At 61.4% G+C, this 25,806-nt stretch carries 23 protein-coding genes, 1 tRNA gene and 1 pseudogene; 3 read left to right on the plus strand and 22 right to left on the minus strand.

Translation table 11 applies throughout. The annotated features are described in order from the left end of the window. Positions 1 to 130 precede the first annotated feature (130 nt). Positions 131 to 775: a hypothetical protein gene (locus OKB77_RS02070; protein WP_270816854.1), complete on the minus strand. Its 645-nt coding sequence runs from the start codon at positions 773 to 775 to the stop codon at positions 131 to 133. A 356-nt stretch (positions 776 to 1,131) separates the two neighbouring features. Beyond that, positions 1,132 to 1,740 carry a short chain dehydrogenase gene (locus tag OKB77_RS02075; RefSeq protein ID WP_033113045.1) on the minus strand — a complete coding sequence of 203 codons (609 nt, stop codon included), beginning with the start codon at positions 1,738 to 1,740 and terminating at the stop codon, positions 1,132 to 1,134. A 105-nt stretch (positions 1,741 to 1,845) separates the two neighbouring features. Between OKB77_RS02075 and OKB77_RS02080 the strand changes: the two genes are divergently transcribed. Both OKB77_RS02080 and OKB77_RS02085 read left to right on the plus strand, forming a co-directional pair. Continuing rightward, complete coding sequence (locus tag OKB77_RS02080) at positions 1,846 to 2,727, plus strand: LysR family transcriptional regulator (RefSeq protein WP_270816855.1); 882 nt, start codon at positions 1,846 to 1,848, stop codon at positions 2,725 to 2,727. Between the two features lie 128 nt (positions 2,728 to 2,855). Continuing rightward, positions 2,856 to 3,770, plus strand: a complete 915-nt coding sequence (locus tag OKB77_RS02085) for a Gfo/Idh/MocA family protein (protein WP_252657090.1) — start codon at positions 2,856 to 2,858, stop codon at positions 3,768 to 3,770. Positions 3,771 to 3,881: 111 nt separating this feature from the next. On the opposite strand, the gene OKB77_RS02090 is transcribed toward OKB77_RS02085, so the two are convergent. The 3 genes from OKB77_RS02090 to OKB77_RS02100 form a co-directional block, all read right to left on the minus strand. Beyond that, on the minus strand, positions 3,882 to 4,232 hold the full coding sequence (locus OKB77_RS02090; protein ID WP_019446869.1) for a TusE/DsrC/DsvC family sulfur relay protein: 351 nt from the start codon (positions 4,230 to 4,232) through the stop codon (positions 3,882 to 3,884). Between the two features lie 24 nt (positions 4,233 to 4,256). Continuing rightward, entirely contained in the window at positions 4,257 to 6,410 is a 2,154-nt protein-coding gene (gene yccS, locus OKB77_RS02095) for a YccS family putative transporter (RefSeq protein WP_108571638.1), read from the minus strand. A 164-nt stretch (positions 6,411 to 6,574) separates the two neighbouring features. Further along, entirely contained in the window at positions 6,575 to 7,231 is a 657-nt protein-coding gene (locus OKB77_RS02100) for a Bax inhibitor-1/YccA family protein (protein WP_005338308.1), read from the minus strand. A gap of 208 nt (positions 7,232 to 7,439) precedes the next feature. Here OKB77_RS02100 and OKB77_RS02105 point away from each other — a divergent pair. Continuing rightward, a tRNA-Ser gene (locus OKB77_RS02105) sits at positions 7,440 to 7,527 on the plus strand. A gap of 139 nt (positions 7,528 to 7,666) precedes the next feature. Here the strand turns inward: OKB77_RS02105 and exeN are convergent. The 17 genes and pseudogenes from exeN to OKB77_RS02190 all read right to left on the minus strand — a co-directional run bounded on the left by exeN (position 7,667) and on the right by OKB77_RS02190 (position 25,804). Next, the gene (gene exeN, locus OKB77_RS02110; protein ID WP_252657089.1) at positions 7,667 to 8,434 is read right to left on the minus strand and encodes a GspN family type II secretion system protein ExeN; all 768 of its coding nucleotides are present in this window, start codon (positions 8,432 to 8,434) and stop codon (positions 7,667 to 7,669) included. Further along, the gene (gene exeM, locus OKB77_RS02115) at positions 8,431 to 8,922 is read right to left on the minus strand and encodes a GspM family type II secretion system protein ExeM (protein ID WP_005350039.1); all 492 of its coding nucleotides are present in this window, start codon (positions 8,920 to 8,922) and stop codon (positions 8,431 to 8,433) included. The genes exeN and exeM overlap by 4 nt, the downstream gene beginning before the upstream one ends. Further along, a complete protein-coding gene (gene exeL / locus OKB77_RS02120) occupies positions 8,919 to 10,103 on the minus strand; it encodes a GspL family type II secretion system protein ExeL (RefSeq protein WP_270816856.1) in 1,185 nt (394 codons plus the stop codon). Before exeL ends, exeM begins: the two co-directional genes overlap by 4 nt. Before the next feature lie 122 nt (positions 10,104 to 10,225). After that, positions 10,226 to 11,227 carry a GspK family T2SS minor pseudopilin variant ExeK gene (gene exeK / locus OKB77_RS02125; protein ID WP_252657087.1) on the minus strand — a complete coding sequence of 334 codons (1,002 nt, stop codon included), beginning with the start codon at positions 11,225 to 11,227 and terminating at the stop codon, positions 10,226 to 10,228. Positions 11,228 to 11,339: 112 nt separating this feature from the next. Next, positions 11,340 to 11,987: pseudogene (gene gspJ / locus OKB77_RS02130) on the minus strand (type II secretion system minor pseudopilin GspJ); the annotation flags it as partial. Beyond that, the gene (gene exeI, locus OKB77_RS02135) at positions 11,984 to 12,343 is read right to left on the minus strand and encodes a GspI family T2SS minor pseudopilin variant ExeI (protein WP_021229089.1); all 360 of its coding nucleotides are present in this window, start codon (positions 12,341 to 12,343) and stop codon (positions 11,984 to 11,986) included. The gene exeI and the pseudogene gspJ, both read right to left, overlap by 4 nt. Then, positions 12,340 to 12,912, minus strand: coding sequence for a GspH family T2SS minor pseudopilin variant ExeH (gene exeH, locus OKB77_RS02140; protein WP_236367994.1), 573 nt, complete (start codon positions 12,910 to 12,912; stop codon positions 12,340 to 12,342). The genes exeI and exeH overlap by 4 nt, the downstream gene beginning before the upstream one ends. A gap of 38 nt (positions 12,913 to 12,950) precedes the next feature. Then, complete coding sequence (exeG, locus tag OKB77_RS02145; protein WP_042061950.1) at positions 12,951 to 13,382, minus strand: GspG family T2SS major pseudopilin variant ExeG; 432 nt, start codon at positions 13,380 to 13,382, stop codon at positions 12,951 to 12,953. Between the two features lie 150 nt (positions 13,383 to 13,532). Next, complete coding sequence (gene exeF / locus OKB77_RS02150) at positions 13,533 to 14,753, minus strand: GspF family T2SS innner membrane protein variant ExeF (protein WP_005338296.1); 1,221 nt, start codon at positions 14,751 to 14,753, stop codon at positions 13,533 to 13,535. Between the two features lies 1 nt (position 14,754). Continuing rightward, positions 14,755 to 16,260: a GspE family T2SS ATPase variant ExeE gene (gene exeE / locus OKB77_RS02155; protein ID WP_103251307.1), complete on the minus strand. Its 1,506-nt coding sequence runs from the start codon at positions 16,258 to 16,260 to the stop codon at positions 14,755 to 14,757. Beyond that, entirely contained in the window at positions 16,260 to 18,299 is a 2,040-nt protein-coding gene (gene exeD, locus OKB77_RS02160) for a GspD family T2SS secretin variant ExeD (RefSeq protein WP_252657086.1), read from the minus strand. Before exeD ends, exeE begins: the two co-directional genes overlap by 1 nt. Before the next feature lie 21 nt (positions 18,300 to 18,320). Beyond that, positions 18,321 to 19,154 carry a GspC family type II secretion system variant ExeC gene (gene exeC, locus OKB77_RS02165; protein WP_307772846.1) on the minus strand — a complete coding sequence of 278 codons (834 nt, stop codon included), beginning with the start codon at positions 19,152 to 19,154 and terminating at the stop codon, positions 18,321 to 18,323. A gap of 227 nt (positions 19,155 to 19,381) precedes the next feature. Then, positions 19,382 to 20,074: a GspB family T2SS assembly factor variant ExeB gene (gene exeB / locus OKB77_RS02170; protein ID WP_005359023.1), complete on the minus strand. Its 693-nt coding sequence runs from the start codon at positions 20,072 to 20,074 to the stop codon at positions 19,382 to 19,384. Further along, positions 20,074 to 21,642, minus strand: coding sequence for an ExeA family protein (locus OKB77_RS02175; RefSeq protein WP_270816857.1), 1,569 nt, complete (start codon positions 21,640 to 21,642; stop codon positions 20,074 to 20,076). The genes exeB and OKB77_RS02175 overlap by 1 nt, the downstream gene beginning before the upstream one ends. Positions 21,643 to 21,969: 327 nt before the next feature. After that, on the minus strand, positions 21,970 to 23,415 hold the full coding sequence (locus OKB77_RS02180) for an HD domain-containing phosphohydrolase (RefSeq protein WP_270816858.1): 1,446 nt from the start codon (positions 23,413 to 23,415) through the stop codon (positions 21,970 to 21,972). Between the two features lie 49 nt (positions 23,416 to 23,464). Further along, on the minus strand, positions 23,465 to 24,586 hold the full coding sequence (locus OKB77_RS02185) for a beta-ketoacyl-ACP synthase III (RefSeq protein ID WP_069526331.1): 1,122 nt from the start codon (positions 24,584 to 24,586) through the stop codon (positions 23,465 to 23,467). Positions 24,587 to 24,640: 54 nt separating this feature from the next. After that, positions 24,641 to 25,804 (minus strand): vWA domain-containing protein, encoded by a 1,164-nt coding sequence (locus tag OKB77_RS02190; RefSeq protein ID WP_252657082.1) that lies wholly within the window; start codon positions 25,802 to 25,804, stop codon positions 24,641 to 24,643. Between the last annotated feature and the right edge of the window lie 2 nt (positions 25,805 to 25,806).

A 25,806-nucleotide genomic window follows, 5' to 3' on the forward strand; every position in this document is an offset into this window, starting at 1 on the left:
AACCACTGCGCCGGTCACGGCTGAGTGGTCAGTGAGCACTGTTGGGATGGGGGCTTATTGTCTTACCTCCTGCCCCGCCATCTTGATCCAAAGGGGGGAGGCCAATTGAAGATTGCCAATTAAGGGTTGCTCAATACCACGCCAATAAGGCATCGAACATGCGGGTATGGGGCACTTGCAGGTTTGCCGCCTTGGTAGAAATGGCTGCGCTATAGAGCTGGACGCCGGGTTCGTTATGACTCTGCACCAGATAGTTTTTATGGCGACAGGTCCCGTAGAGGGAGAGGCTTTTTCTCGCGCAGTGGCCAAGAAACAGTACCCCACCAAGGCCGAGCATCAGGCCACATATATCCAGCTGATTGATATCCATCAGATTGACGGCGGGCAGGGCAAATTGTGCCTCGGCTTGCTGCGCGAGTTCATACAGTGACACTGCAAACATGGCGCCGCAGAGCAGCAGTTTGAGGCGGGCAAGGCTGGTGAGTTTGGTCTGCATCACGTCCGGCGAGATAAAATAGAGATTCTCCAGATGTCGTCTCTGCTCCTTGATAAGGATCCCGCGCACATTGACATCAACCTCGACCTGGGTTGATTCGCGATAGACCAATCCCTGCTTTTCCCACTCGTCCGCCAGCATGGCAACCAGCACCGGATAGACGACAATGGCCAGGCCGCAATAGATCGGCAGCGCATGATATCCGCTGGATATCAGCCCAACTGACAATATTGCGAATATATAGGGCGACAAGGCTTTGAGTGCAATTGATGATTTCATCGTTATACATCCATAAATAACGCGTTTTATAAGTGCCGATAGCTCACAGGCAATAGTGGCCGCGCCAATAAGTTGCGGCCAAATAGGGCGTTGGTCAGCGGTAATCCATTCTGGCAAATAGTCTGCAACAGCCCTTTGCACGGCAACAGGGAGAAGAGCGCCATAGTAAGCCAAACGAGGCCGCTCTGACAGTGACCCGGATGACATAAATCTGTGTACCGTCGTCGAAATAAAATCATATTTTGCCGCTACTCCGGTTCCTCTATGCAAAAAGCCCCGAGAGCAGGGCGCTTTCGGGGAAGAGGAAAAACATCGACAAGGCATTACAAAGGCAGTTGGGTCAGATCTGAACCTGATCAGGCATCGACATAGAGCACCTGGCCGCTAATAAAGCCATCGACGGAGCGCTCAAACGCCTTGCCGACCAGGGCGCCCGGCACCGGCTGGAAGCCCGGCATCATCTCGCCATATACGTCCCATGCCTCTTCCAGCACGGTCGGGTTGACCACATTGATGCGGATGCCGCGGGGCAGCTCGTGGGCCACGCACTGGACAAAGGTATCTATGGCGCCGCTGGTGGTGGCATCGGCAATGGCCAGCGGGATCGGCTTGATATTGAGGATGCCGGAGATCAGGGTGAAGGAGCCCCCCTGATTGATGTAGTTGAGGCCGATATTGACCAGATTTATCTGCCCCATCAGCTTGCTCTGGATGGTGGTTTGCCACTGCTCGTCGCTCATCTCGCCAAAGGGGGCGTATTCGCAATAGCCGGCGGTATTGACCACCGCATCGAAGGAGCCAACGTTTTGGTAGAGCCGCTCGATGGACTCTCGGCTGGTGATATCCACCTGAAAATCACACCCCTCGCCGGAGCGGCTGGCGGTAATCACTTTGTGCTTGCCCAGACCACTGAGGGCGGCTTGCCCCATTTTCCCCTGAGCACCAATCAGAATGACAGTCTTCATCGTTAACCTCGCTTTGCTGGAAGAGCTGCAAGGTTAGAGAGCCACTGATACAATGTAAATCATGGGTAATTTGTATGTGATACAACTTAAATTGGTGAGGTGAGGGTGGAGAAGATCGATATCAGGCAGATGCGGGTGCTGGTGCTGCTAGTCAGATACAAGAGTGTGTCGCGGGTGGCCGAGCTGCTGGAGATCTCCCAACAGGGGGTGAGCAGCCATCTGAAAAAGCTGCGCGATCTCTTTCCCGCCGAGCTGTTTATCCGCCAGAGCGCCGGGTTGCAGCCGACCGACTACGCCTGCGAGCTGGCCGACAAGTTCGAGCAGATCCTGGCCGATATCGACGGGGTCTTTGTGGCTGCCCCCTTCGATCCCGCCAGCAGCGAGCGCACCTTCAGGGTGATGGCCAACGAGTATGCCCAGCTCGCCATTATCCCAAGGCTGGCGAGCGCCCTGCGCACTCAGGCGCCCTCCATCCGGCTTGATGTGGTGGACTTTCAGGCCGAGCAGCATCTGGAGGCGCTGGCCAGCGGCGAGGTCGATCTGGTGATTGGTTTTGATGCCTATCTCGACCCGGGGTTGCTGCGCGCCACCCTGCGCCGGGATCACTACTGCTGCGTGCTGCGCCGCGACTCCCGATATCTTCCGGACAAGGCCCCGCAGGATCTGGCGGCCATCCCCTTTGTGCAGTTTGCCAACAGCGTTGGCAATTTCGAAGGGCAGATGAGCCCGCAGCAGGTCGCCAGCGCGGCGGTGGCGACGCTCCCCTGTTACACCTCGCTGCAAGCCTTTATGTCGGTCAATGACGTGGCGGCTTGCATTCCGTCGGCCATCGCCGCCCTCGGCGATTTTCGCACCGTGGAGCTCGCCGGGGCGCCGCAGCAGTTCGAGGTGGTGGTCGGCAGACACCGCAAAAGTCAGGGCAATCTCGCTATCGAGTGGCTGGCCGAGGTGATCAAGTCGGTCAGCGATCTTGCCATGCCCGGATAACGCCACCGTTTGCCGAGAGCTGCACACGCCAGCCAGTGCGCTAACGGCAGGCTGGATCTGCGGGAGAAATCCTGCGATGGTGCGGGCAGTTATCCGCTTGTCCCGTTATCGAGTGAAAAGGAGTTGAGATGCGCATTGCCATGATTGGTCTGGGTGATATCGCCCAAAAAGCCTATCTGCCGCTGCTGGCGAGCGACGAGCGGGTCACCCCGCTGCTCTGCACCCGCAATCCATCTGTGCTGGAAAAGCTGGCCCGCCAGTATCGGGTCGCCGAGTGCTTTACCGACGTGGCGGCCATGCTGGCCAGCCGCCCCGACGCCGTGATGATCCACGCCGCCACCGCCGTTCACCGCGAGCTGGCCGAGCAGTGCCTGCGGGCAGGGATCCCCACCTTTGTCGACAAGCCCCTGTGCGACAATCTGGCCGAGGCAGAAGCACTGGCCAACCTCGCCATCGCGCAAGATTGCGCCCTCTTTACCGGCTTTAACCGCCGCTATCTGCCCGCCATGGATGCCGCTCGTGCCCAGCCGCTCACCGAGCTGAACTGGCAAAAGCACCGCTTCGCCCTGCCCGGCAAGGCGCGGGATTTTATGTTCGACGACTTTATCCATGTGCTCGACAGCCTCTGCTTCTATGGCGGCGTGCCGGGCGGCGACTTTCATGCGGTATTGCGACCGGATACGAAGGACAGCAGCCTGTTGGCCGGAGTAAGCGTCAGCTGGCAGAGCGGCGATCGCGCCATCAGCGGCAGCATGAACCGCAGCGCCGGGATCACCGAGGAGCGCATCGACGCCTATGGCGACAATCTCTCCCTGCACCTTGAGAACTGCACTCGCGGCAGCATTGCCCGTGACAAGCAGGCGCAGATGCTTAGCCCCAACGATTGGCAGCCGGTGCTGGCCCAGCGCGGCTTTGCCGCCATGTTGGAGCACTGGTATCAGCAGATTGAATCGGGCAAGGCGGATAGCGAGCTGATCGCCTCCTACCTGCACGGTCACCGGCTGGCGGAGCAGCTGGTGGCGCTTGCTGACAAGCGGGAATAAGGCTGGCTGGAATTCTGAGAGATATGAATACGAGGTGCGCGAAGGTTGCGCACCAAACACAACGGGGGCCGCAGTTGCGGCCCCCGTTGTTATGGGATGAGATGCATGGGATCAGATGCACTTCACCGGCTTGGGCAGGCCGCCAATCTTGGTCGCCTGCTTGGCGGGCCCTTCCGGAAACAGCTTGTAGAGGTAGCGGCTGTTGCCCTTCTCGGGGCCGTACTGTTTCTCCATCGCCTTGACCAGCGCGCGGATGGCGGGGGAGGTGTTGAACTCCAGATAGAAGGCGCGTACAAAGCGCACCACTTCCCAGTGCGGCTCCTCAAGCGTGATCCCCTCCTGCGCGGCCAGCACCAGCGCCAGCTCCTCGCTCCAGTCGTTGCTGTTGAGCAGGTAGCCCTTGGCATCGGTCTCGATGAGTTGGCCGTTGAATTCCAGCTGATGTTTTTCGGACGCAGACATGGGGGCTCCTCGCTAATGGGGCTATCAGGATTGGGCGGGCATGGTAGCGCCTTGATCCCCGGTGAGCAACCGGCTCTCGTTGGCCAGATGCAGCAGCTGATCCGCCAGCTCGCTGATCAGGTTGAGCTGCTGGGTCAGCATCAGCTGCTCCTCGCTGCTATCCGGACTTATCACAGGACACTGACCACCGATGGAGCTGGAGGGGTTGCCTGCCAGATGACCGGCGGCCTGCTCCAGGGTGTGGCAGATGTGGTGGCGCACCTCATCCAGCCCGCTGATGGCCTCCAGCTTGTCGCGATGGGCCCCCAGCGCCGAGATGTAGGAGAGCAGGGCGTGGTTGCGCCAGGTGAGGGTAAAGCAGAGATCGAGGAAGCGGCGGCGCTTTTGCGGCTCCACCAGCATGCTCTGCCAGGCGGTAGCCAGCTCGCTGTCCGCCAGATGGGCGCTCTTGCGCGCCACCCGATAGTCGATGGACTCGTCCCGCTGCTGCTTGAGGCTTGCCAGCACCGCCGATAGGTAGCGGGCGTTGGCCGAGAGCGAATTGGCGATCAGGGTCGGCAGCCGCTTGTACTGCCAGTCCGGCCAGAGCCAGGCCACCAGCCCGTAGGAGATCAGGCAGCCGAGCAGGGTATCGAGCAGCCGCGGCCCCAGAATGGCGAAGCCGATGCCATCGAGCAGGTTGAACGCCATCAGCACGTAGAGGGTGATAAAGCAGACCGCAGCGCTGTAGTTGTTGCGCACCTGGGTGAAAAACAGGAAGGCGGCCAGCCCCATCACCACCAGCTGAACGTGCAGCTCGGGGAAGAGCCAGAGCACCGGAATGCCCACCAGAATACCCGCGAAGGTGCCGAGCATCCGCTGCACCAGTCGGCGGCGGGTGGCGCTGTAGCTGGGCTGGCAGACAAACAGCACGGTCAGCAAAATCCAGTAGCCCTTTTCCAGATCAAAGGCTTGCAGTATGCCGTAGCCGATCACCAGCCCCAAGGAGAGGCGCAGCGCATGGCGAAACACCATGGAGTGCAAGGTGAGGTGCTGCTTGAGCTGGGTCAGCAGCGGCAGGCGGGGCGGCCGCGCCAGCGCGGGCAGCTCCTGCTCCGGCTGCTCGGGGTTTTGCAGCACTTCGGCGCTGCCGAGCAGCTGGTTGATGCTGGCCAGATTGCGGCGCAGGAACTTCATCGGCGTCAGCAGGGTTTTCGGGTAGTGCTGTTTGAGATTGGTGAACTCCAGCTGATCGCCAAGGGCCTCAAGTGTCCAGTGAATGCGCTTGTTATGGGCGTAGGGCTTGTGCACCAGAATGGCGTAACCGAGCCGCTGGCACGCCTCGGAGAGTTGCAGGAACACCTCCTGAAATCCTTCCAGTACTATGCCTTGCTTGAGCTCCGCTTCCAGCCGGCTGTAGGGGTAGTGGCTGGAGGTGGCTCGCTCGTGAATCTCCAGCGCCAGCAGATAGAGGCGCAGCAGGCTGGCAAGCTCCGGGCTCGCCGGATGGCGGCGGCTCAGGCGGGCGTTGAGGGCCGACTTGGTGAGGGTCAGCGCACTCACCAGATTGATGTTGAGCTGGGCCAGATTGTGGCGAATGGCCTGAGCGCCGTGCTCGTCCGCCGGGAAGAAGCGGGACTTTTCCAGCAGGTAGCGGCCAAGGGCGAAGTAGCTCTGGGCCAGCTGCTCGTGCAGGGTCTTGTAAGGCAGCAGCCAGAGCCAGATAAACGAGACCAGTCCGTACCAGAGGGCGCCAGCGCCGAGGGCCAGCGGCTGGTAGAAGAGATCCGGCGCCTTGGCGGCTCCCAGCATGGTGTAGATGGCGATCAGCAGCGAGCCGAAGCTGATGGTGGCGTAGCGGGCACCGAGCGCCCCCACCATCACGAAGATAAAGGTGGAGCTGGCGAGCCCGATGGCAAACAGCCAGGGGGTGGGGTAGAGATACTGCACGCACAGGGACGCAAACATGAAGCAAATCAGCGTCATGGCGAGGTTTTTAAGGCGTCCCCACAGGCTGTCATCGGTTTCGGCAATGGCACCCGCCACGACCCCGAGGGAGAGCAGCACGGTGAGCTGGATATTGCCGGTGGCCAGGGTGAAGGCGAGCAGACCGAGAATGGCCAGCAGCACCTTGAGAGCGAAGTAGATGTGACTATCGGTCAGCAGTCGGCGCAGCAGGCCAGAGAGATCCATCGGCATGAAACAGGAACAACCCTTGAACGAAACGAGGGCAGGATGTTACCCCGCCAAGCGAGAAGCGGCCCTGATTTGGATCAGGGCCGCTTCGCATCATATCCTTGATTTGCAACTTATCCTGACAGAAACAGGAGCCAATAAAAACCCCGCCGAAGCGGGGTTTTTGATTAGTTGCGGTTGCCGCCAAGCAGGCTCAGCAAGCTCAGGAAGATGTTGTAGATGGAGACATACAGAGTGACGGTGGCAGAGATGTAGTTGGTCTCGCCGCCGCGCACGATCTGCTGGGTAGTCAGCAGGATGGCGCCGGAGGAGAACAGCATGAACATGGCGGACAGAGCCAGGCTCAGGGCGCTCATCTGCAGGAAGATGTTGGCAATCATGGCTACCAGCAGTACCCAGAAACCGACGAACAGCATGCCGCCGATGAAAGAGAGGTCACGCTTGGTGGTCAGGGCATAGGCCGACAGACCGAAGAAGGTGAGCGCGGTGCCGCCAAGGGCGGTCATCACGATCTCGCCACCACCATTGTTCATGTACATGTTGATGATGGGGCCCAGGCTATAGCCCAGCAGACCGGTCAGGGCGAAGGTGAAGACCAGCCCCATGCCGTTGTTGCGATTCTTCTCGGTCAGGAACATCAGACCGTAGACACCGATCAGGAACACGGCCCAGTGCAGCGGCGGCATGTTCATCACGGTAGCGACCCCCGCCACCACGGCAGAGAAGCCCAGAGTGAGGGAGAGCAGCATATAGGTGTTACGCAGCACCTTGTTGGTATCGCGTACGGCACTTTGGGTGCCAGTGTAGATAGAACGGGTATCCATCTTGGGTGTCCTCTTGATGTCCGGGTGAGACGGCGAGCAGCCGCCTCGTGATCGCTGTTTGTTACTGCATGTTTACGCATTGTATGTAGAACAAATAGGGATGACGAGGAACAATTTCAAGCCACCTGCCATTTTGCTCCCGCACACTATCCCACAGGAAATATGTATTGCATATGAACAAGGGCTTAGCGTAGTATGCACGCCGTTCGGAGGGGTGGCAGAGCGGCTGAATGCACCGGTCTTGAAAACCGGCGATGGGCGACCATCCGTGGGTTCAAATCCCACCTCCTCCGCCATATTCAAAGAGAAAGCCCAAGCGATTCAATAGCTTGGGCTTTTTTGTATCTGCCGTATCTGGTATTTCAACTGACACGTCACATGGACGATAAAAATGGCTCGGGTTGTCCCTGAGCCATTTTCACCTTGAATGATGGCTTAGATCCGCCCCTGATAGCGCAGGGGGAAGCGGCCCTGACTGTCGGGCTGGCCGAGGAAGGGGAGTCCTTGCTGCATCTGCGGTGGCAGTTCTGGGCCCGGTTTCAGGGTGCCCTGGAACAGGTATTGGCCATTGGGTTGCAGCTCGAGGCGACCTATGGTCTGCACCGCATCGGAGCCCTGCTTGAGTTCAGCCACCAGTTTGGAGTCGAGGCAGGTGAGTTTCACCTCGGGGTCGGCCAGATCCAGCTTGCCCGCCGGGGTATCGGCGCTGGCATTGTACCAGTCGAGGTTGCCGTAGAGGTTGTCACACCAGGGGTTGCCTTGGGCAAACTGCTCCACTTTGAGCTGCAGCTGGCCGCTGACGGTGAGCGGGATCGGCAGGCGCATCGGCACACGGCTCAGCAACCAGGGGGCGGGGGCGTTGAGGGTCAGATCCCGGCCGAAGGCGGCGCCATTCCAGCCGACAACGCCCTGACCATTGAGTCCGTTGCGATCGCCAAAGCGTATGGCCACTTCGGGGGCGAAGCGCAGCAGCGACCAGCCGTTGAGATCCCAGCGCAGCTGGTTCACCGATTCGCTGGCATATTGCAGTCGGGCAATCTGGCCGCTCCACAGGGTGCCGCTCACCCCTTCCAGTTTCAGCAGATTGGCGACGTTGACAGGCAGCGGCAGATGGCGAGCCACCAGTGCCGCGGGCAGGGTGGCCAGCAGGAAGATCAGATAGGCGGCCAGAAACAGGCTGGCAATCAGGATGCGTTTTTTCATTGTGGACGACTCAACTGCAAACGTCTGACCTTGACCAGACCCGGGGCCAGATCCTCGCGGGCGATCTCGATGATTTGAACCTGAATGCCGTGCTGCTCCACCAGCGTGGAGAGCCAGAGCAGCAAGTCATCGAACTGGACCGTGTCGATCCACACTTGCAGCTCCTGCGCCTGGGGTTGCAGCCGGGCAATCTTGATCTTGTGGTTGAAGGCGGTGCGGTTGACCACCCCTTCCAGGGTGCCGCTGGTATCGATCTGGCGACCCGAGCCACCCTGCATGGCCAGCACCTCTTCACCTTTCTCCTTGAGCCAGGCGAGGGTCTGCTGCTGGTTCTGCACCTGCCGCTCCCGCTCCGCTATGCGGTTGGCGATGGGTTGCCAGACGCTCCAGTAGAAGAGACCGACCAGCAGCAGAACGCCGCCTGCGGCCACCAGCCGCTGTTCCCGTGCGGTGATGCCGTGCCACCAGCTCTGCAATTTTTCCATCATGATGATTTACCCTTGAGCACCAGTGCGCCCTCTACCTTGCCCTCGGTGCTGCGCACCTCGCCTTGCTGTACCTCGAATTGCTTGCCGGCCAGCTCGCGGAACCGCTCGATCTCGGCAAAGCCGGGGGCGGTCACCTGCAGCCGCAGCTCGCGGCGACTGGCATCAAAGCGCATCACCTGCGGCTTGAGGCCGGGGGCTTCGGCAAAGGTGGGGGCCAGCTCGGTGAGCATCAGCAGTACGCCGTTTTGCGGGGCTTGTCCCATCTGTTGCAGATGCTGGTTCATCTGGCTGCGCACGTTCACGATGCGGCTCTCACCCGGGAAGATGCGGGTATAGACGGCACGGATCTCCGCCTTGAGAGCCTTGTCCTGCTCGGTGAGCTGATAGAGCTGAACCCCGCGCTGGCCGAGGGCCACCAGCAGCAGCAAGCCTGCGGTGATGGCCACCTTGCGCCACTGCAACCAGTAGCGGGCATATTCGGTCTGGGGTCGATAGGGGCCGGTCAGCAGGTTGGCCCGGCAGGTGAGGGCCCCTTTGGCTAGCAGCAGCATGGGCAGCTCGGGCTCCGCCGTCTGCCAGTTGGCGGCGGCAATGGCGGGCACCGGGGTGTGGCTGTGGATGGTGACCGGCTCCGCTTCAGTCGCCAGCAAGATAGCCAGCAGCGGCTCGTCGGCGACGATCCCCTGACAGGGGCCCTGGCGTACCAGCCACTCGCTGCCGAGTTGCAGGGCAGACCAGCCATCCGCGGCCTGTGGCAGCGCCAGCACATCGGGCAGCAGTTGCAGGCTCTTGAGGCCAGCGGCATCGAGCCAGCCGAGCCACTCGGTCATCTTCTGCCGATCCACTGCCATCAGGTCGACCTGTTGCCCTTCATGAGCCAACACCACCAGATGGAGCTCGTCCACATCGGAGGCGATCTGCTCCTCCAGCAGGTAGGGGAGGGCCGCCGCCGACTGGCGGTTGTAGCGACCCGGCAGGGTGACGCGCCGGAAGATCAGATCGCTGCCCGGCACTAGCGTGACCACGGGGCGGCCACCGGCTCGCTCCTGCAGCTCGCCCAGGGCATCGGCCGAGGGCAGGGTGCCGGAGGCGATGATCTCCTGCTCCTGACCGGACCAGACCAGCCAGGCCACGGGTTGTTGTTTATTGGTCCCCAGTCGGATGACCAGACTTTCGCTCACGCATCTCTCTCCTGCGATACCGGTTTGCAAAGGGCGTTGTGCGCCCTGGCCACCGGTGCGCAGCCCGCAGGCTGCATCCAACATCTCTCGTACCCGCAGGCGAGGGCCTGCAGGTGCGCTGTTTATTCGGCGCCGCTACTGAGGCGGCGCAGCATCACCAGTTTATTGTCCTTGCCCCGCTGGAACAGGGTTTCGAGCCAGGCCCGGTTGTCGCCGACCTCGGCCACGACTCGGGCTTCGAAGAAGTCGCTCTTGACCACCAGCGCCTCTTTCAGTCCTTTCACCGAATCGACCGGAGTGAGCATGTCCGTCATCAGCTTGCTCTCTTTCCACCCCTTCTGTGGCCGCTCGTTCAGTACTCGCTTGGCGTCATCCAGCCCGATAGTGCCCAGATAGAGGGCAACCAGCAGCTCGGGGCGCTGGGGGGCAAGGGTATTGATATTGATCTTCAACTTGTCGTTGGGCAGGGTGCAGACATAGGGAGCCAGTTTGGCATAGACCCTGGCCGTCACCCCGCGCACCGCCCGCAGCTCGTCCTTGCCCAGCATCCACTGGTTGGCGGTCAGATAGGGTGGCTTGAGCCCCTCGTAATAGGCGTCCTCGGCGCCAAGGCTGGAGACCAGCACCGTATCCTTGTCAGTCCAGTCACGGATGGCATCGGTGAGCTGGGCCGCCTCGTAATCATCCATCGCCAGCTGTTTGAGCAGTTCGCGAAACACCTGCACCGGATAGGGCTGCTGCGCCAGCTCCTCGCCGCTCCCCGCCTTGGAGGCCACGCTCAGGCTGTTGAGGTTGAAGCAGGATTGCAGGTCGGTCACCTCGCCCTTGAGCTGGCCATCGTCCACCGGAAACACAGTGTTCTTGCGGGCCCAGTTCTGGCTGAGGTTGACCACCTCGGGGTTGTCCTTGAAATCCTGCGTCAGCACCTTGCTCACCAGCGCTTCCGCCGAGAGGGCATACCACCACGCCTGTTTGCCGGTGGTGATGTTGGCGGTGCGGCGCAGCTCAAGCTGCAGGCGGCCGCTCATATTGCTGGCGATGATCACCATCACCGAGAGGATCAGCAGCACCACCAGCAGCGCCATGCCGCGCTGGCCACCGGGGGCGGCGAGATTAGCCCGCATTGGCGCCCCCTTCGTTCTGGCTGTCACCATTGCCACTATTGGTATTGCTGTTGCCGCCGTTGTTCCCGTTATTGCTGTTGTTGCCGCCCCCCTGGTCGGGGTTGCTGCTCTGGCTGTTCTCTTCGGCGCGCTGGCCACCGGCACCAATCAGGAACTGGCGGCGAATGGTGCCGTAATCTTCCAGATCCAGCTCCACTGCCAGCCCGTGGGGCAGCACGCTGCGCTGGGTCCACTCCTCTTTCCAGTTGCCCTTGTCGAAGAAGTAGAGGCGAAACGCCGTGACCCCCGTCAGCACCGGCTGGATGCGCGGCTCGGTGCCGATCACCGGATCCGGATAGAGGTAGCTCAGGCGCTCCAGCTTCTGATCCTTGAGGCGCCAGCCGACCCGTTGCAGATGGGAGCGGGGCAGCATGCCGTCCGGGTTGAGCCAGCCGCTGCGCATAAAAGCCATGCCCCAGTCATCGCTCTGCTGGCCGAACCGGGAGGCCGCCAGCAGCACCTTGTTGTTCTCCCCCTCGATGCGACCGCTGCGCGGCACCATCTGGGTGATGTCTCGCTCCAGCAGGGTGAAGGCGAGTTGCAGTTCGTTGAGGCGGGTCTCCTTGCGTTTGGCCACCTCGTCGCTGGTGAGCACCCCCTGCAGCACCTGATAGGCGCCCATGCTGAGAGTGGCGAAGATGGCGATCGCCACCAGCATTTCGAGCAGGGTGAAACCGGCGTGACGGACGGGGCGAGGCGTGCGGGCGGAGTGCTGGGTCATCGGCTGATATAGGTCCGCATCATGGCGACCGGGTTCTCGGCCTTGGCCTCGGTACGCACTTCCATATCGAGCGCCCGGAAGTTGTTGTCGGCGGTGGCGACGCCGCGATAGCGCCAGTACCAGGTGCTGCCCGCCATCTGCTCATCCCCTTCCACCCAGCTGTCACCTGGCCACTTGTTCTCGAGCTTCTGTTGCACCAGCTGGTTCTCTACCACCCAGGTGGCGAGTGTCTTCTGCTCCAGATAGTTGAGGGCCGAGAGGTGTTCGCTGGCGGTTTTCATTACCGCGAGACCCGCGATGGCAAAGACTGCCAGCGCTACCATCACTTCGAGTAAGGTCATGCCCCGGGCTTTCATTCGCTCACCTCTTCATCTTCATCGCCGGTGAGCAGGGTGAGGCGGCCGAACTCGTCCCCCTTGACGATACGGGTGTAGCGGGCATCCTCATCCTGCTGGGTGAAGGTGAGCACGAACGGGCTCAGTTCGCCGCCAGGGAAAATAAGCAACTGTGGCGTGCGCTCCTTCTCGTCGCGCTTCTGTTCGGTTTTCTCGTCGGGGTCGGGCTGCCAGCCAAAGCCTTCCAGCTCCAGTGCCAGCGTCATGTTCTCGGCCAGTTGCACAGGCCCCAGCTGCTTGTCGCCAGTCAGGGCCAGCCACTTGCGATCCTTGGCCTGACGCTGCATAAACTGCCAGCCGTTATCCTCGATGCGAATACCCACCAGCCGACCATCCATCACCGCATACTCCTGCGCCAGCTGCAAGGTCGCCATCAGGCGACGCGCCTGCTTGTCCAGCTCCCGATCCCCTCTGGCACCTCCCATGCTGAGGGTGACGGCGGTGGCCACCAGCCCCATCAGCATGGCGACCAGCAACACTTCCAGCAGAGTAAAGCCGGATTGGCGATGAAAGGAGAGAGACCGCTTCATGCAGGCAGCTCACAAGGAGTGCGGTGGCGACATATCACTTATTGGAAATCCTTCAGGTTCCAGTTGCCGATGTCGTCATCGGTACCGGCTTCACCATCCAGACCCATGGAGAAGATGTCGATCTTGCCGAACTGGCCCGGGCTCAGCAGCTGGTACGGGTTGCCCCAGGGATCTTGCGGCAGGCGCTTGATGTAGCCGCCATCGCGGTAGCTGCGCGGCGCCGGATCGATAGAAGGCTTGGTCACCAGCGCGTCCAGACCCTGTTCGGTGGTCGGGTAGCGGTTGTTGTCCAGCTTGTACATGTCGAGGGCGTTTTCCAGCGCCACGATATCGGAGACCGCTTTCTGCTGGTCAGCCTTCTCCTTGTTGCCCATCAGGTTGGGCACCACCAGACTGGCCAGAATGCCCAAGATCACGATGACCACCATGACTTCCAGCAGGGTAAAACCGGATTGACGACGCTTTTGCATGAGTTACTCCCTCACAGATGAGATGGCATGAACCATCGACGATTGATTGTTAAACCGCGATCGTTCGATTACGCCTGTCGGCTAATCGAACCTACGAGGTCGATTGGATTGGTAGGTTCGAATAGGGTCGCGTATTCGGACATCCGAACCTTACATATTCACCATATTGTTCAGTTCTAGGATCGGCTGCAGGATCGACATCACGATAAACAGCACCACCCCAGCCATGGAGACCACCAGCATGGGTTCGAACACCCCGAGGGCGATATTGACCTGGGATTCAAACTCCCGATCCTGGTTGTCTGCCGCCCGCTCCAGCATGCTGTCGAGCTCGCCGCTCTGTTCGCCGGAGGCGATCATGTGCAGCATCATGGGCGGGAAAATCTTGGTCTCGGTCAGCGACTTGCGCAGACTGGTCCCCTCGCGTACCCGTTCGGCGGCCTCTAGAATGCGCATTCTGGCAAAGTCGTTGGAGAGCACTTCGCCGGAGATTTTCATCCCCTCCAGCAGCGGCACCGCACTGGCATTGAGGATGCTTAGAGTTCGGGCGAAGCGGGCGGTGTTGAGACCGCGGCTGACCCGGCCAATCACCGGCAGGCCGAGCAGCACCTGATGCCAGCGTCGGCGACGCTTTTCATCGGTGAGCCACCAGCGCCAGACAAAGCTGCCAAGGAAGATCAGCAGCAGGAACCAGAGGCCGTAGGCCTGCATCAGCTCGCTGGTGCCGATGAGAAAACGGGTGGTGCCCGGCAACTGTTGACCCATGTGTTCAAACTGGGCCACTACCTTGGGTACCACGGCGGTAAGCAGGATCGAGATAACCCCGATGGCGACGCAGGTGAGCACGATGGGGTAGATCATCGCCTGCAGCAGTTTGGTGCGCATATGCTGTCGCTGCTCGGTGTAGTCGGCGAGGCGGTTGAGCACCTTCTCCAGATGGCCCGATTTTTCACCGGCCGCCACCATGGAGCGAAACAGCTGGTCGAACACATGGGGAAAAGCCCCCAGCGAGTCGGCCAGCGAATAACCTTCCACCACCTTGCTGCGCACGGTCGCCACCAGAGAGCGCAAGTGGGCCTTTTCGCACTGCTCGGCCACCGCTTTGAGCGCCTCTTCGATGGTGAGACCGGCCCCCACCAGGGTCGCCAGCTGGCGAGTGATCAGGGCCAGCTCGGCAGTGCTGGCACCGCGCCGAAACAGGGCGAAGCGGGTCGCTTCCCGTTTCGCCTTCTCGGTGGTCTCGTTCACCTCGAGGGGGGTGAGCCCCTGTTCGCGCAGCAGCTGGCGCACTTGGCGGGCCGAGTCGCCCTCCATTACGCCGCTCTTGCTGCGTCCCTTGTTGTCGAGGGCCTTGTATTCGAATGCCGCCATCTCAATCTTCCCGGGTCACGCGCAGCACCTCTTCGAGGCTGGTCTGCCCCTTGAGGACCTTGTCGATGCCGTCACGGCGGATGCTGGGGGTGTGGCCGCGGATCAGCCGCTCGATGGCGAGCTCGCCGCTGGCGCTGTGAATGGCTTCTCGCACCGCTTCGTCGATCACCACCAGCTCGTGGATGCCGGTCCGGCCACGGTAGCCGGTGTGGTTGCACAGCTCGCAGCCGACCGGGCGCCATACCTGCTGATCGGGGGCCAGCTCGATGCCCATGGCGAGGCGCTCCTGCTCGGTGATGGGGCGCGGGGCGCGGCAATCGGGGCAGAGGGTGCGCACCAGTCGCTGGGCCAGCACCGCCAGCAGGGACGATGAGAGCAGGAAGGGTTCGATCCCCATGTCACGCATCCGGGTGATGGCGCCGATGGCGGTGTTGGTGTGCAGGGTCGACATCACCAGGTGACCTGTCAGCGACGCCTGCACCGCAATCTGGGCGGTTTCCAGATCTCGAATTTCCCCCACCATCACCACATCCGGATCCTGACGCAGGATGGCGCGCAGGCCGCGGGCGAAGGTCATGTCCACCTTGGTGTTGACCTGGGTCTGGCCCACCCCTTCGAGGTCATACTCGATGGGGTCTTCCACCGTCAGAATGTTGCGATCCCGAGAGTTGATTTCAGACAGAGCAGCATAGAGGGTGGTGGATTTACCGGAACCGGTCGGGCCGGTGACCAGAATAATGCCGTGGGGCTTGCGAATAAGCTCGCTGATGATGGTGCGGTTGGCCGCGGTCATCCCCAGCTGCTTGAGTTCGAGGCGCACGTTGTTCTTGTCGAGCAGACGCAGTACCACCCGCTCGCCGTAGCTGGACGGCATGGTGGAGACCCGTACGTCGACGGCGCGGCCGCCGATACGCAACGAGATACGGCCATCCTGCGGCACCCGCTTCTCGGCGATATCCATCCGCGACATCACCTTGATCCGCGAGACCAGCAGTGATGCCAGCTTGCGATGGGGGCGCAGGATCTCCCGCAGTACCCCATCGATACGAAAACGGATCACCAGTGCCCGCTCGAAGGTCTCGATATGGATATCGGAGGCCTCCTCCTTGATCGCCTCGCTCAACATGGCGTTGATGAGGCGAATGATGGGGGCGTCGTCATCGGCATCCAGCAGATCTTCGCTTTGCGGCAGCTCTTCGGCCAGGGCGAAGAAGTCCATCTCGTTGCCGAGATCTTCCATCAGCTGGCGCGCCTCGGAGGAGTCGCGCTGGTAGTGGGCCATCAGCAGCTCTTCGAAGGCCTCGTTGTCGAGCTGCTCCACCGCGAAGCTGCAACCCGCGACCCGCCGCACCTCCAGCAGGGCTTGCGGGGTGACGCCGGGGCGGCACTGCAGCACGGGGGCGCCGTCCCGCTCAATCAGGATCACCCCGAAATTGCGGGCAAAGACAAAGGGGAGCTCGGGCAGTGGCGCAGGCACGACGCTTCCATCCAGATGGTAGGCACTCATCAGGGCTTACTCTGCACAAACGGGGTGGTGCTCTCGACAGTGTTCTGCTGTCTGCTCCGCATCTCGTTGATCTGCTTCTGGATCTCTTTTTGCAGCTCGGGCGACACCATCACATCCTGGCCATAGGCAGGCAATACCTGACGGGCGGGGGAGGTGAGATACCCCTCCTGCGAGGCGGCATTGAGCTGCTCGGCGCGGAACAGGGAGTACTTGTTGCTGGAGACACCGGTATAGACGTCCGCATCACGCAAGATGGTCGGCCGGATAAAGACCATCAGGTTGCGCTTGGAGGTGGTGTTGGATGTGGAGCGGAACAGATAGCCCAGCACCGGGATATCGCCAAGCAAGGGCACCTTGGAGACCTGCTCCTTGGTCTGTTCGTCCATCAAACCGCCCAGCACCACGGTTTCGCCGCTTTTGACCAGCACCGCGTTCTTGACGGTACGGGTGTCGAAGGTGGGGCCAAGGTTGGCAGTACCGGTCGCCTGTGTCTGGGCGACGCTGGAGACCTCCTGCTCGATATTGAGCAGCACCGAATCCCCTTCGTTGATCTGCGGGGTCACCACCAGCTTGGTGCCCACCGTCTTGCGCTCGATGGTGTTGAACACCTGATCGCTGGTGGTGGAGCTTTGCGAACCGCTCTGGACCGGGACCTCCTGACCGACGTTGAAAGAGGCCTCCTTGTTGTCCATGGTGACGATACTCGGGGTGGAGAGAATATCGTTCTTGGTATTGGAGGCCAGCGCCGTGGCCAGCATGGCCCAGTCGCCGTGATAGAAACCGGCGGCCATGCCGTTGAACTCTTTCAGCAGATTGGCGGCGGTGTCGGTCTTGCCATTCTGGTAATCCTTGCCCGCCGCAATGGCACCACCGAGAGGCAGACCTGAGTTGGTGAACTGGGTGCCACCGCCGTTGGCATTGCCCCACTGAACGCCGAGGGTAAGACCATCGCCATCCTGCATCTCGACGATGATCGCCTCCACCAGCACCTGGGCGCGGCGGATATCGAGCTTGGCCACCACCTGCTCCAGTTCGGACATCACGTCCGGCTGGGCAGTGATGACCAGCGCATTGGTGGTCTCGTCAGCGGAGATGGCCAGCTTGCCACCGCCGATGCTGGCGCCACCTGTGGTTGCGCCGCCGCCCTTCTTGTCGGCCTCGATGCTGGAGCTGACCCCCTTGAGCACCTCGACCATATCTTTGGCCTTGCCATATTTGAGGTAGAAGACCCGGGTGTTGCCCTGGCTTTGCAGGTCGCGGTCGAGCTGGCGCACCATCTGGATGATGCGGGCGCGCGCTTTCGGCTCACCACTCACCACCACAGAGTTGGTGCGCTCGTCGGCCACCACCTTGGGGGAGAGCAGCAGGGAAGCGGTGCCACCCTGGGGGTTGCCATCCTTGTTGAGGTTGGTTACCAGCCGCACCATTTCACCCGCCGAGGCGAACTTGAGCTTGATGATGTCCACATCCTGATCGCCTGCGCGGTCGACCCGGTTCACCACTTCCACCAAGCGGTTGACCACGGCGGCGCGGCCGGTGATCAGCAGCACGTTGGAGGGCTCGTAGTGCACCACGTTGCCACCGCCGGCGTTGTCGTTGAGCTGGCGCAGCAGCGGTGCCAGCTCACGGACCGAGACGTTGCGCACCGGCACTACTCTAGTCACCATCTCGTCGCCGGAGCCCGGGTTGCTGCCATCCACCACCGGAATGGCGGAGGTCTTGGCATCCCGCGAGCGCAGCACCTTGAGCACCCCGTTGTCCATCGGTACCACGGCAAAGCCGTAGACGTCGAGCACGCTCAGGAAGAACTGGTAGTACTGATCCTCATTGAGCAGGTCGTAGCTGCGCACGTTGATCTTGCCGCGCACCGAGGGCTCTATGATGATGGTTTTATTGAGGTTCTTGCCCACCGTATTGATGAACTCTTCAATCTCGGTGTTCTTGAAACTGGCAGAGTATTCGGTGGCCCAGGCTGAGCCCGCCATCATCAGTGCCGCTGCGATAGTGGCCAGACGCCAGCTTTTCCCTTTAGTGGTCATTATTGGTACGACTCCAAATCATTATTCTGACAAGCGCACATAGATGTCGAACTGTTCGCCCTGTCGCTCGACGGTCACTGTCATTTCCGTTGCGCCAGCCATCTGCTGCATCGCCTGCATGGCTTGCATGTTGTCCCGTAAATCCAGCCCGTTGATGCTGATGGCCAGGTCATTGGCCTGCAGCCCGCTCTGGTTGAAAAACTCAGGATTGCTGCCCGGGTTGAGGCGATAGCCGGTCATGCGGCCATCCACCTGAACCGGTGAAATATTGAGGTAATCTGTGATCTTGCCCGGATCGGCCATCAGCTCGCTGCGCAGGGAGCCAAGGGGGGCGGCGTTGGTCTGTGGCAGCGGCTTGCCATACTCCTCACCATCCAGCATCAGAGTCTCGTCGCGGCCATCCCGCTCGATGATCACCCGATCCGGATAGACCTGCCGGATCCGCGCCTGGGTGCCGTCAATCATGTCACCGATCCCGTAGGAGTTCTGGATGCCGGACATGGCGATGATGGCGATGGATTTGGCGGGATCCGAGCTCGCCAGCACTCCGTTGAGCTGGGCATTGAGCTGGGTACGCGGCGCATTGGCGGCCACGGCGGCTTTGGCCTGTGCCTTGGGGATCGCCTTGCCAAACAGCGCCAGTCGGCTTACCTCGCCCAGTTCAAGGCGCGGGTTGTTCTGGCCGCTGACCGCCACGGCGGAGGGTTGCCACGGTTGGCTGGTTTGCGGGCTTGCCAGGGTGAGCAGACGCCAGGTGAGGGCGGCGCTCTGCTGGGCCAGCATGATCAGCAGCGCCAGAAAGGCCACCTGGGTGACTCTGGTCATGGGAAGCCGCCGGCACTGGGCCAGCAGCATGGTCAAGATGTCATCCCTGAATCGTAGCGTCATATTAATCAACAAATTCCAGGCTCTGGGGCGGCTGCGTATTGTGTACGGCGGAGTGCTGTGACACAACGGGTTGGGGCGCGCCAAACCGTAAAAATGGATATTTCATCACACCGTAAACCTTTGAATGCTCACAAAAGTGGCACTCAGGTGAGGCGCATCCTGCTTGCCAGCGAACATCAGGGTACGGTGCTTACTCACCCTCGCCAATCCTGCAGCGCCTTGAGGGTCACGCTCTGTCCGGCGACCTGCAGCACTATGTATTGCTGGTCGATGGTGGCGAGCACGACTCCCGGGGCGATTTCGCTCCCCTCCCGGTATTCCCGGCCATTGAGCACTACGGCCCGCTTGGCGGGGTTGGAGGAGAACACATGAGAGCCGTAGCTCAATTGCGGGACCTGCTGGCGCACCGACTGGGGTGCCGAGCCCAGCGCCATCAATTGGGCTGGTTGCACGTTCTGGCTGGCGGCGTGTGGCGTCTCCTGCAATGGGGTCTCATTGAGGGCTTTCATCAGTTGCTCGGCCAGACTCAGCGCGGGGGTATTTCCCTGGCTGGTCCCCTCGTTTTTGGCCACTGCTCTGGGTTGGACCACTGGCTCCGGCAGGGGCGGGGGCAGCGGACGGGTCACCATTGCCTTGGGTTCAACCCGCACGAAGGGTGGAGTGATCACCTCTTTCACCTCCACCTTCTCCTCGATGGGGCGCAGGTGGATCAGATGCCAGCCATAGTTGGCGCCCGCCCCCAGCAGCAAGGCCAGGGGAGCCAGCAGCCAGCCGATGCGGCGTGGGCTGCGCTCCTCTTCCCGGGGCATGGGCAAGCCCATGGCCGGAATATGGGCGGAGAGTTGCGGTTGCTGCGCACGATGCAGCGCCTTGAGCAGGGTAGACATCAGGAGGCCTCCTCCAGTCTGGGCATGGGTTCACCGGAGAGGGCGTTGAGACGCAGCAGGGTGTTGCTGCCAGCGATGCCATCAGGGGCCAGCCCCTGATCCCGCTGGAACTGCTGCAACTTGTTCTTGAGCTCGCCATCGAAACGGCGCACCTTGCGTTCGGGTTGCTGCAGCGCACGGCTCAGGGCGTTGTCGAGCCACTGGATCTGGGTCTGACCGGCATTGCTGGCGATCAGGCTCACGCCCCCTTTCGGCATGCGCCAGAGCAGGGTGTAGCTGCCGCCCCAGTTGTCGCTGAGCCACTGGCGATCCACCTGCCAGCTTTGGTCGCCGATCATCAGGCTGGCTTTGTTTGGCCCCAGATTGACCAGGGTCGCATAGTAGAGGCCGCCAGTCTGGTCAGTGAGCGTGATCATGGCGGGATACTGCAGGGCGCGCAGCTCGTCGAGGCTTGCCTCTCCCGCCTGACAGCGCAGACCGGCACGGGGTGCGTTGTCACAGGTTGCCTCGAACGGTTCCGGTTCATAACCCCAGACCCGATAGAGATTCTGCATGGCGCTGTCGGGGTCGATGGCCTGATTGATCGCCTCGGTCAGCTGCTCCTGCTGCTCTGCGGTCTCGTCGATGGTGACCGGCACCTCGACCTTGACTACCGGACGGGTGGGGAAGACGCCGAAAAATTGCCAACCCCACCAGCCTGCGGCCACCAGCAGGGCGCCCGCCAGCGTCACCATCAGACCGGAGGCCCAGCTTCCTTCGTCCCGAACACCATTGACCTCGAAGGCGGCCTGGCTGATATCGCTGTGGACAATCTTGTAGCTGCCACGGGCGAAAGCGGCGATCAGGGCGCGGTCGCAGATGAGGTTGATGAAACGGGGGATGCCGCCACTCAGGCGATGAAGCGTCTTGATGGCGCGCGGGGTAAAGATGGGTTGTACGCAGCCTGCAACTTGCAGCCGGAAGCGGACGTAGGCATCCACATCGCTGTGAGAGAGTGGCAGCAGGTGATAGCGGGCGGTAATGCGCTGGGCCAGCTGGCGCAGCAGGGGTTGGCGCAGCATCTGTTGCAGCTCGGGCTGACCGATCAGTACCACCTGCAGCAGTTTTCGTTCGTCGGTTTCGAGGTTGGTGAGCAGACGCAACTGCTCCAGTACGCCGGGCAGCAGGTGCTGCGCCTCATCCACCAGCACCACGCTGCGCTTGCCTGCCGCCAGGTTGGCCAGCAGGTGATCGCGAATAAGGTCGAACAGCCGCTTGATCCCGGCATCTTCGGGATAGGGGAGTTGAAACTCGTCACAGATGGCGGCCAGCAGATCCCGTTCGGTCAGAGAGGGATTGAGGATATAGGCGATCTCGGTCTCGGCGGGCAGCTGTTGCAGCAGGCAGCGGGAGACGGTGGTTTTGCCGGTGCCCACTTCGCCGGTCAGCAGCACAAAGCCGCCGCCATCCTGCAATCCATAGTTGAGATGAGCAAGGGCTTCGCCGTGGCGCTCGCTCATATAGAGGTACTTGGGATTGGGCGAGATGGAAAACGGGTGTTCCGAGAGGCCGAAGAACTGTGTGTACATGAGGGTATTCTTTTGTAGCCGGCGAAAGATGAAAAATGTCTCCGGATGATAGCAAACCTCGCTTTCATTGGAAGCCATCATTGGCGCCGGAGGGCAAATTGCGGTCTTTTCCTGCCATCTTGTGATCCCGGTTGCGTCATTGGCACAAGTCCGGATCACAAAATGACAAAAAATAGCTGTAAATAAAGGGAAATATCAATATGGGCGCGGCGTGGCAAAGGCCGTCAGCATGGCGCTGAATCGGCGATCACCAGACCTGTTTGTGTACAATTTATGACGCCTGTTGCTCTGTCAGCCATCAGGGCAAGCTGGTCGGAATGTACTTGCTCAGTGGTGATCCTGAAACTGCGCGGCAATATCTCTGAACTGCGCTTCACAGGCGAGAAACGCCGCGACAATGTCGGGATCAAAATGGCTGCCGCTCCCCTTCACGATGATCTCCTTCGCTTCCTCATGGCTGAAAGCAGGTTTGTAGACCCGTTTCGAGATGAGGGCATCGTAGACATCCGCTACCGCCATCAAACGCCCGGAGAGGGGAATGTCCTCACCCGCCAGCCCTGCCGGATAGCCGCTGCCATCCCACTTCTCGTGGTGGGTGAGGGAGATCTCCCGGGCCAGCCGCAAGAAGGAGTTGGAGCCCAGCTGCGCCTCGGCGCTCGCCAGCGCATCGGCGCCGATCTGCGGGTGGCGCTTCATGATGGCGAACTCCTCGTCGGTCAGCTTGCCCGGTTTGAGCAGGATGGCGTCGGGAATGCCCACCTTGCCCACATCGTGCAGGGGAGCCGACTTGAACAGCAGGTCGATGGTGGCGTCATCGAGCGGATAGCGATCCCAATCACTGCGACTGAGGTATTGCGCCAGCGCTTTGACGTAGTGCTGGGTGCGGATGATATGGGCGCCGGTCTCGTTGTCACGGGTCTCTGCCAGCGAGGCGAGGCCGAGGATGGCCACGTCGCGGGTCAGGTTGAGCTCGTCACTGCGGGATTTCAGCTCGCCGATCATCTGATTGGTGCTGGCGGCGATAAGACCGAACTCGTCATCCCGGGTGACCGGCACCCGGGCGTCGAAGTCACCACACTGCACTCTGGCCATGGTGCGGGTCTGCTGGCGCAGGGATAGGCCGAGATTGCGACCATAACCGTGAATAATGAGGGCGAGATAGCAGAAGGTCACCGTCATCACGAAGGCGATCTCCCACAGGATGTAGTGCTGGGCATCGACCCTCGGCAGGCTGCGCTCCACCGTCACCAGCCACTCCAGATCCTTGTTGAACAGCAAGAAGAAGACGCCCCCCAGCAGGGTGAGGGTCGCCAGGGTAAAGAGGGTGAACTTGCGTGGCAGCGGCATGGCCAGCGGGTGGCTCAGTGCCAGGCTCTGCTCGGCTTGCCGTGTTCTGGCCCGATTCCAATCCCGCTCCAGGGTCAGATCGGCCGCCACCAGAAAGCCGAGGGTGGTCATCCCCAGCAGCACCTTGAGGTGACTCTCCAGCGGGAAGTCGTGGGCCAGGGCGTTGTAGCCCGAGAGCAGTAGTGCTCCCAGCAGGTAGAAACCCACCTCCAGTCCAAACCCGTCCAGCCCGTTGCGCGCCAAGGGCCGCCTTGAAAGCAGCCAATTGCGCACGGCGAACATGATGGCGAACGTCACCAGGGTTGGCCCCAGCAACTGGGGCAGGGTGAGACTCTCGAGAAACGGGCAAACCTGCCAGCCATAGAGACAAAATAGTGACAGGGTTACCCCGTAGTGCAGGGCGCAGCGCCCCGTGATCCTCTGCATATTCCCACCCATGTTGCTGGTTATTGTTATGTCGGCGGGAGGCCCGCCATTACAGGCGCCGCAGCAGCAGGCTACCGATGGAGTAGCCAGCGCCAAAGGAGCACAGTACGCCGCGAGCCCCCGCAGGAAGGTCGCGATTGTACAGATGAAACGCGATGATGGAACCCGCCGAGCTGGTATTACCATAGCTATCAAGAATGACCGGCGCCTCCTGCTGGCTGGCATCGTGACCGAGCAGCTTGCGACCGATGAACTGGTTCATGGTGAGGTTGGCCTGATGGAGCCAGAGCCGGTTCAGGCTCTCGGCAGGCCAGCCCTGCTCGTCGAGCTGGTTGGCTATCTGGTCGCACACCAGCGGCAACACCTCCTTGAACACCTTGCGCCCCTGCTGGCGAAACAGCTTGTCGTCGCCGTAGCGGGTGCGCGGGCTCAGCCGGTTCAAAAAGCCGAAGTTGTTGCGGATGTTGTTGGAGTACTGGGTCACCAGCTTGCTGGCTACCAGTTGCCACGGGTTGGCCACCTTGCAATCTTCCGCTCGCTCCAGCAGCACCGCGGTGCAGGCATCGCCGAAGATAAAGTGGCTATCACGATCGCGAAAATTGAGGTGCCCCGAGCAGATCTCCGGATTAACCACCAGCGCCACGTTGGCTGTGCCTGCCGCCAGCATGTCTGCGGCTGTCTTGATGCCGAAGGTGGCAGACGAGCAGGCCACGTTCATATCAAAGGCCATGCCGCTCGCTCCCAGATAGTGCTGCAGCTCGATGGCCAGTGCCGGATAGGGGCGTGGCATGTTGGAGGCGGCCACGATGACCAGATCGATCTCGCCGGGCTCGCGGCCGGCGGCGATCAGCGCCTGCTCGGCGGCGGCCACCGCCATCTCCACCATGATGGAGGGCATCTCATCGGGCCGCTCCGCCAGCAGCGGCTGCATGATGTCGGGGTTGAGCACCCCCTCGCGGCTCACCAGATAACGGCTCTTGATGCCGGAGGCCTTCTCGATGAACTCGCAGCTCGAGTGCTGCTTGGCGGGAAGCTGGCCAGCGTCGATGGCGGAGGCGTTCTCCTCGTTGTAGAGATCCACATACTGGTTGAAGGCGGCCACCAGCTCTTCATTGCTGACGGCAAAGGGTGGGGTATAGAGGCCTGAGCCACTGATCACGATAGAGGTCATCTTTGCTCCTCGCCGGGTGCGTTCCCGGCTTGTCGGTTTATAGGGTAGAGAGGGTTAGAGCTGGTCGATCGCCGCAGCGAGACCCGCGAGAGTCAGCGGATGCATCCGTCCGCCAACCACGTCATTCATCAGCTTGATGGAGGGATGCCAGAGCCACTCCCGCCGCGGGGTGGGGTTGATCCACACCAGTTTGGGAAAGTGTTGCTGCAAGCGGGTGAGCCACACCTGACCCGACTCCTCGTTCCACTGCTCGACGCTGCCGCCGGGCCAGGTGATCTCGTAGGGGCCCATGGTGGCATCCCCCACCAGGATCACCCGGTAGTCGCTGCCGTAGGTGCGCAGCAGCCGCAGGGTATCGAACCGCTCCTCAAAGCGGCGGGCGTTATCTTTCCAGACGAAGTCGTAGAGGCAGTTGTGAAAATAGAAGTACTCCAGATGCTTGAACTCGTGGCGCAGGGCGGAGAAGAGGCGCTGTACCTCGGCCACGTGGGCATCCATGGAGCCTCCCACATCGAAAAAGACCAACAGCTTCACCCCGTTGTGGCGCTCGGGCCGCAACTTCACATCGAGCCAACCCTGGCGGGCAGAACTTTTTATGGTGTCGTCGAGATCCAGCTCGTCGGGATTGCCTTTGCGCACCCAACGTCTGAGTTTGCGCAGCGCGAGCTGGATGGCGCGCTGGCCGAGCGGCGAGTCGTCGCTGAAGTTGCGATAGTGACGGGCCTCCCATACCTTGGCCGCCTTGCCGTGCTGCCCCTCTCCACCCATGCGCACCCCCTCAGGGTGAAAACCGCCGTGGCCAAACGGGCTGCTGCCACCGGTTCCCACCCACTTGTTGCCACCGGCGTGGCGCTCTTTCTGTTCGCTTAACCGCTGGTTGAGGGTTTCCAGCAGCTTGTCGAGTCCGCCGAGGGATTTGAGCAGCGCCTTCTCCTCTGGGCTCAACAGCCGCTCGAACTCCTTGCGCAGCCACTCCTCGGGCAGGCTTTCCGGCAGCAGGGGGATGGCTTCCAGCCCCTCGTAGTATTCGGCGAAGGCGCGATCGAAGCGATCGTAGTGGGCCTCGTCTTTTACCAGCAGGCAGCGGGAGAGCTGGTAGAATTCGTCCATATCGACAGCAACCAGCCGGGCCGCCAGTGCGGCGTGCAAGTCCAGCAGCTCGCGCAGGCTGCAGGGGAGCTTGTGGCGGCGCAGGTGGGTAAAAAAGTCGATCAGCATGG

Origin of the sequence: Aeromonas sp. Y318-3, from assembly GCF_027706185.1 — a bacterium.
Classification (GTDB): domain Bacteria; phylum Pseudomonadota; class Gammaproteobacteria; order Enterobacterales; family Aeromonadaceae; genus Aeromonas; species Aeromonas veronii.